The sequence below is a fragment of the Ruminococcus sp. genome, from assembly GCF_045129435.1.
Taxonomy (GTDB): Bacteria; Bacillota; Clostridia; order Oscillospirales; family Acutalibacteraceae; genus Ruminococcoides.
Genome location: NZ_JBGVJL010000196.1, coordinates 1 through 6711 on the forward strand (window position 1 = coordinate 1; position 6711 = coordinate 6711).

6 protein-coding genes, 1 tRNA gene and 1 pseudogene are annotated in these 6711 nt (G+C 39.0%); 1 reads left to right on the top strand and 7 read right to left on the bottom strand.

Features of this window, described 5'->3' with window-relative positions:
- The coding region (locus tag ACJMMI_RS09525; RefSeq protein WP_405355251.1) for a heavy metal translocating P-type ATPase at window positions 1-1140 on the bottom strand (1140 nt) is incomplete at its 3' end.
- Between the two features lie 8 nt (window positions 1141-1148).
- Window positions 1149-1451, bottom strand: a complete 303-nt coding sequence (locus tag ACJMMI_RS09530) for a metal-sensing transcriptional repressor (RefSeq protein ID WP_405355252.1) — start codon at window positions 1449-1451, stop codon at window positions 1149-1151.
- A 437-nt stretch (window positions 1452-1888) separates the two neighbouring features.
- Between ACJMMI_RS09530 and ACJMMI_RS09535 the strand changes: the two genes are divergently transcribed.
- Window positions 1889-1973: transfer RNA gene (locus ACJMMI_RS09535), tRNA-Leu, on the top strand.
- A 174-nt stretch (window positions 1974-2147) separates the two neighbouring features.
- Here ACJMMI_RS09535 and ACJMMI_RS09540 read toward each other — a convergent pair.
- The 5 genes and pseudogenes from ACJMMI_RS09540 to ACJMMI_RS09560 form a co-directional block, all read right to left on the bottom strand.
- Complete coding sequence (locus ACJMMI_RS09540) at window positions 2148-3758, bottom strand: recombinase family protein (protein ID WP_405355253.1); 1611 nt, start codon at window positions 3756-3758, stop codon at window positions 2148-2150.
- Between the two features lie 93 nt (window positions 3759-3851).
- The gene (locus tag ACJMMI_RS09545; protein WP_405355255.1) at window positions 3852-4022 is read right to left on the bottom strand and encodes a hypothetical protein; all 171 of its coding nucleotides are present in this window, start codon (window positions 4020-4022) and stop codon (window positions 3852-3854) included.
- A 107-nt stretch (window positions 4023-4129) separates the two neighbouring features.
- Window positions 4130-5608: a relaxase/mobilization nuclease domain-containing protein gene (locus ACJMMI_RS09550; RefSeq protein WP_405355256.1), complete on the bottom strand. Its 1479-nt coding sequence runs from the start codon at window positions 5606-5608 to the stop codon at window positions 4130-4132.
- Window positions 5608-5937 carry a plasmid mobilization protein gene (locus ACJMMI_RS09555; protein ID WP_405355258.1) on the bottom strand — a complete coding sequence of 110 codons (330 nt, stop codon included), beginning with the start codon at window positions 5935-5937 and terminating at the stop codon, window positions 5608-5610. The genes ACJMMI_RS09550 and ACJMMI_RS09555 overlap by 1 nt, the downstream gene beginning before the upstream one ends.
- A gap of 204 nt (window positions 5938-6141) precedes the next feature.
- Window positions 6142-6711: pseudogene (locus ACJMMI_RS09560) on the bottom strand (hypothetical protein); the annotation flags it as partial.

Below are 6711 nucleotides of genomic sequence, written 5' to 3' on the forward strand. Positions count from 1 at the left end.
TGCGTATCCGACAGTTTGACCGCATAAAAGCCATACGGCAATGGTAACAACTGCAATTACAATTACCACAGGTACGAACACACCCGAAACCTTGTCGGCAATTTTGGCCACAGGTGCTTTTGTAGCGGAAGCGTCACTCACCATTTTTATAATCTGAGAAAGTGCGGTATCCTCTCCGACTGCGGTTGCTCTGCATTTTATAAATCCCGATTTATTAATAGTACCGGCGGATACATTGTCACCTATCGACTTGTCAACAGGGATACTCTCACCGGTAAGAGCAGATTCGTCAATAGCTGTGTTGCCGTCAATAATTTCGGCGTCCACAGGAATATTTTCACCCGGTCTGACTACAAATACATCACCTTTTTTAACTTTATCAACTGTCACCTCGGTTTCCTTGCCGTCAATAAGCAAGGTAGCCTTCTTTGGTGCAAGGTCTAAAAGTGCCTTTAGTGCGTTTGTAGTCTTGCCCTTTGAGTGTGCCTCAAGCATTTTGCCAACGGTAATCAGCGTTAAAATCATAGCCGCCGACTCAAAATAGAACTCGTGCATATAGTGCATTACAAGCTCCATATTGCCCTTTACCTGAGCGTCAGTCATTGCAAAGAGTGCGTAAACGCTATATACAAACGAAGCACCCGAACCGAGGGCAACAAGGGTATCCATATTCGGTGAACGGTGAATAATGCCCTTAAAGCCGTTTACGAAAAACTTCTGATTAATCACCATTATAACAATGCACAGCAAAAGCTGAGCCAGTCCCATTGCGATATGGTTATCTGCAAAAAAGCTTGGCAAAGGCCAGCCCCACATCATATGCCCCATTGAAATATACATCAATACGATAAGAAAACCAACCGATGCAATAAGTCGATGCAAAAGCTCGGGAGTTGCCTTGTCTTTAAGCTGTTCACTCTCGTTTGACTGTTTTTTTTCACTGCCGGCAACTGTGGCACCATAGCCTGCAGCTTCAACGGCTTTTATAATGCTTTCGTCACTTGCAGTACCCTCTACCCCCATAGAGTTAGTAAGCAGGCTGACAGAGCATGACTCAACGCCTGAAACCTTTGACACCGCCTTTTCAACTCGTGAACTGCACGCCGCACAGCTCATTCCGGTAACATTAAATTTCTTCATAAAAACACCTACTTCATAAGCTTTTGCAAGGTTTGAACGAGGTCATCTATAGTATCGTCCTTGCCGTTGCGAATATCCTCGGCAACGCAGGTTTTAATGTGGTTTGCAAGCAATTCCTTATTAAAAGAATTAAGAGCCGCATTCACAGCAGAAACCTGAATAAGAATATCGGTGCAGTAAGCGTCTTTTTCAAGCATACCCTTTATGCCTCTTATCTGCCCCTCAATTCTGCTAAGTCGATTCATAAGAGCCTTGTACTCTTCCTCACTTCTCTGCTTTGTTTTATTACTATGACAATTTTCACAAGCCATAAAATCATTCCTTTATACATTCATACCCCCTAAGGGTATATTTATTATATACCCCCATAAGGTATATGTCAATAGGTTTTTATTGTTGCCAAAAAATTTTTAAAAATACAATAACAATATTATTTTCGTTATCAAAGGATAAATTTGGCATATTTTTAAATTACCTCTTGATTTTTATTTTAATATCTGATAGAATATATTTATTGTGGATTAAGCGATAAGCTCCACCTCGGCTTGCTCTGCCGTGTAAAAATAAGAGCATATATGCGGGTGTGGTGGAATTGGCAGACACGCAAGATTTAGGTCACACTACCTCGTGGAATTTATTTTTCAATCAGCTTAAAACAGTTTTTCTGTTTTATATATTTGTGGATTAAGCTATTAGCTCCACCTCGGCAACCCTCGCCGTGTAAAAATTGAGGGTTAAAACTAAATATGCGGGCGTGGCGGAATTGGCAGACGCGCTAGATTTAGGTTCTAGTGTCAACCGATGTGCAGGTTCAAGTCCTGTCGCCCGCACCACCCTAAAAAGCTCGATTTTATCGGGCTTTTTTCGTTTCTATAGGTAAAAAAAGAGTTGGCAGACACATAACATAGGGTGATGTTTTTATAGTTTATACTATACAAATCATCCGTTTTGATTTTAGCTATAATTGCTAAATCAAAATATACTAATGTTATGTGTCTGCCAAAGTTTTATGTTGTAAATGTACTCTCTGTAAGATTGCCATTCTCGTCATAGCAACCCTTATGCTTTCGAAATTTAGCGTTCAGCTTGATTTTGATTTTCAGCTTATTGTCTTTTTCAAAGATTATTATTTTATCTACAAGCAATCTGAGGTTTGCGTCGCTGATCGCTCCCTCCTTGATAATTTCCTCGATGATTTCAACACTGTCTTTCATTTCAGCTTTGCGCTTTTTGATAGTTGAGTTGTAATCCTGAATGGACTTAATTTCATCTTCAAGCTTTTGAATATCTGATTCACATTTTTCAAGCATTTCTGTGTAGATATCTGCGTGTTCCCTATCCCTGATTCTCTCAAGTAAGATTTCCTTTTGGTCAGATTTACGCTGTGCAAGTCTTGTATTGAGCTGTTTCAGTTTATTATTTACCGAGCTTTTATTACTCATCCATTTCTTGACATCCGATTCTATTGATTTGTAGTTTGCAAGTGCTTCATCCTTGATTGACATAAGCTCGTCATAAATCAGCTTATCTAAATATTCTTCATCAATCCTGTGTGCCGTGCAGTGCTCCTTGCCATAGCGATGATAGCCGTTGCAGTTGTATTCGATGCGTTCGGGTTTATCTTTCCACTTACGCTTTTTGCATACGAATGTGCAACCGCAGTCACCGCATTCTATCAGTCCTGTGTATCGGTGGCAGGGATTACTTGCGCTTGCTCGGACATTATTATTACGCTTTGAAGATAATAAAAATTGCACCTGTTCCCATTTCTCCTTTGAGATAATGGCAGGTGCAAAATTTTCGTGTTTGAATTGTTCTTCCTCAGGCAAAACCTTTCTGATATGATTAATCTTACTGGTATAGGTCTTGTGGCAGGTAACTGTTCCTATGTAAAACTCATTCTGCAAAACCCGTTTTACTGTTGTGTTCACCCATAAGTACCTGCCAGTAATTTCGGGCTTATTGAAAGGCAGTTTCTTGTTATACATTTTATTCTGATAATACTGCGGTGATTTTATGCCCTCATCATTCAGCTTTTTTGCTATTGCTTTTAAGCCGTAGCCTGATAGGTAGAGGTCAAATATCTTTCTGACAATCTCCGCTTCTTCCTCGACTATTAAAATTTCATTGGTATTCTTATCCTTAAAATATCCAAGCGGTACTGTAATCACAATTCCGTTTTTCTGTTTCTGCTTGTAGCCTGCACGGATTTTCTTTGAAATATCACGAGCGTACATATCGTTGAAAATCCCCTTGAAGCCTATCATCAGGTCATCATCTTCATTGCTTGTGTCAATGTTTTCTGTAACAGAAAGCACTCTGACATCGTGTTCACGAAGATAATCAATGAACATCGCAGTCTGTGTTCTGTGCCTGCCGAGTCGGGATAAGTCTTTTACGATAATAGCTTCAATCGCCTTATTCTCGACCTGTTCATAGATTTTGTTTATGCCTTCACGATTGAAGTGCATACCGCTTACATTATCATCAAAAGACTCACCGACAATTTCGTGATTATTTGCATTTGCATATTCTACTAAAATGTTTCGTTGATTGTTAAGAGAATTGAGCTCAGCATCTTCATCTCTTGACAGCCTGTAATACAGCCACACCTTCATAATCATTCTCCTCTCGTTTGTTATCTGAATGTTGTGGTCACACCACCTCTGTGCAACTACAACATATCACAACTTGTTTCTAATATCCAGCTATTATTCTGACTTTTTGAAATTAAATTTATCATCATAATCATCAGGTAAAAGATGATTTTCTGTAAGATAATCCTTTATTACACTTTTCAGAAAAGTATTGAACTGCTCGTCTGTTCCTACATAATCAAATTCAACAGATTCGACAATAATAGGATTTTCTTTACGTGCCATAAGTCAACACGGCTCAATGCTTAATTATTTTTCTATCATCACTCCTTTACCACTGGAATTTTTATACTAAATTTGTACATAATAAAATCCTCTTTTCTTAAATAAGTTTACAGGTTCATATTAAATCCGTTATCTTCTTTAATTTTTTCTTCAACCTCAATTTCCTCGTTGCTATCAGAAATAATATTCATAAACATTCCGGCAACTGAACCTATGAAAGCACCTATATTACTGCCATTTTGCTCGGCTGCAATCCGCTTTCTGCGTTCTTCTTCATCTTCCGATTCATCATCTATTATCCGAGAAAGTGATTCAGCAAGAGAGTTGACACCGCCGAGGACAGCACGGTTATTGCTATCCATTTTAGAGTTGTCAGGAGTGTTGACTTCTTCACCTGTGACGCTATTGCTGATTCCAACTCTCGACCTTGTTGCAAGGTACTGTTCAAGAATTCCTCTTGACTCTTCCCAGCCTGTTGGATAGATTCGGTCATCTGCGTTTGCATCGACCTGATTTCTTTCAGAGTCTGTTCCGAAACTTTTTTCAACTCCGTCTGACAATTCTGTGAGATTGATTTCATATTGTCTTTGTTGATTTCCAGAATTCTCTCCAGATAGTCCACCATCTGGTCGTCCGTTGAGATTTTTGAAATCAGGTTGTAAAGTTCCGGCTGAAAGGTTATTGCCGTTCTCAACAGATTGAGTTCTTCCTCCCTGACCTGTGACGGAATCGAAATCACTTTCGTTTCTCCGGATAGTAGCTCTATCGCTGTCAGTGAGTTGCTGTTCCTCTGTTTTAGACTTTCCAAAATATTGTTCTTGCCTGTATCTGAATTCATTTTCCATGCTTCCTTTTAAATATTTATCGTTGTGGAGTTTAATATCTCTGCACTTCATTTTGTTGGGACATTGATAGGTAATGTATTTCCTGTCGTCTGTCCAAGTCACCGAGTAACCCATAATTGACATTGCGTTTATGAAATCTTCCTTGCTTCCGCTTATGTTCATAGCTTTGTCTATGTCATTCATCAGTTTGAATTTCCAGCTCTGACCTTTGACTGCGGTGCGGTATTCTCTTGTAGAGATTTTCATACCGTCCTTGCTGTAAGGATCAAGAGTTGAAAAATTATGCTGTTTGCAAATTTCATCACTTAATGCTCGCAATGATTTGAGTGTGTTTGGATTCTGGCGGAGCTTTTTACCGTTTTCGAAGCTGACTGAGTTGATTACAAAGTGTGAATGAATATGCTGTGCATCACAATGAGTTGCAACTAAAACTTCATATCCTGTCCACGCTTTCTCGGCAAACTCTATAGCTATCTCATGAGCTTGTTGCGGAGTAATATTTTCTTCGGGTGAGAAGGATTGAACGTACTGATAGAAATTCATTCCGTCAGTTTTACCGTATGACTTTTTAGTAGCCATAAACTCTTTGAATGCATTTTCACCGTCACAATTAATTCCGCTGACAAGTCTTTGATTTGAAATCTCATCATAAACTTTCTTATCCTGACAACAGTAATCAATTACACCTTTCATTGCACTTATGGATTGCTTGGACTCTCGAATATATGTCACGGTCGCCATTACTTATCCTCCGACAGTTTTATGATTGCATCATAGATTTTCCTCTGCATATCAATTACTTCTTCAAAATTATACGAACAAAAAGCACCGCTGTTTATCTTTCGTGTTATCTGATTCAGGTTGTTTCCGATCCTTTTCAGTTCAACAAGCAACGGTTGCAAATCAACTACTTTGATTTCACTTTGTAATGAAGATTTTAAAATATATTCAGTCAATGTCAGCTGAGCTTTCTTTGATTTTTTATAGATTGCAGATTTTTCGGATTGAGTCAATCTTATACTCAATGTTTGATTTCTCTTACGATTTTCTATTTTTATGCACCTCCGTATTAAAGTGGGTCCGGGCTTCGCTCGGTTTTATGTGTTCGGCGGACAGCCGGGCGCTCTGCTTGCCCCGGACAAGTCCGGGAAATGTAGCCACAACCTCAGCTCCTAAAATTAAAATTTCAATTTTGCCGTAAATTCGCCCAAATTTTGATTTTTGTTTTCAGTCGGGTACTTTTCCACATCTGCAAAATAATCGCACAAATCGGCTCACGTTGCCTGACACAGTTCGTCAGGGTCGCAAGTGACGAAAGGAACGCAAGTTTTGGCACTAATAATATTTCCGTCATTTAAGGCACTTGAGTCACTATCGGGCAGATAGTGAACATTTACAAATCTTTTTCCGTTACTTCTGTACGAGTTAAAGTAAATGTTATTACTCTCTAATTCGTAACGCCATTTATTCATCATCTGTTTTAACGCTTTTGCAGAGATTTCCTTACGGCAGAAAGAATTAAATTCTTCTGCGAACTCAGAGTTTGTCCCCTTGAAGACAATCTTTTGTTTCATAAATTCAATTAACGAATTCATTTCTTCCGGCAAAAGTATTTCAGGACTTTCTACACTGTCCGAAACTAAATCCCACATATGATTGTCTTTTGAAAAGTTCAGTTCCAACTCTCTGTATTCAATATCCCTGCCCGTGCAAATCATAGTTGCGTTGTTCTGACTTCTCTTGCTCTTATCAAGAATAAATGTTGTATCAACCGCACCGCTGATTCCTGTCGTTCCCGAGATTTTATTCAGCGGATCATTATCACCTTGCTTGCGCAGATGATG

Bases quoted from the DNA above. Each gene is read 5' to 3' on its own strand.
- ACJMMI_RS09530 (WP_405355252.1), bottom strand. From the start codon at position 1,451: ATGGCTTGTGAAAATTGTCATAGTAATAAAACAAAGCAGAGAAGTGAG.
- ACJMMI_RS09540 (WP_405355253.1), bottom strand. From the start codon at position 3,758: ATGAAGGTGTGGCTGTATTACAGGCTGTCAAGAGATGAAGATGCTGAG.
- ACJMMI_RS09545 (WP_405355255.1), bottom strand. From the start codon at position 4,022: ATGGCACGTAAAGAAAATCCTATTATTGTCGAATCTGTTGAATTTGAT.
- ACJMMI_RS09550 (WP_405355256.1), bottom strand. From the start codon at position 5,608: ATGGCGACCGTGACATATATTCGAGAGTCCAAGCAATCCATAAGTGCA.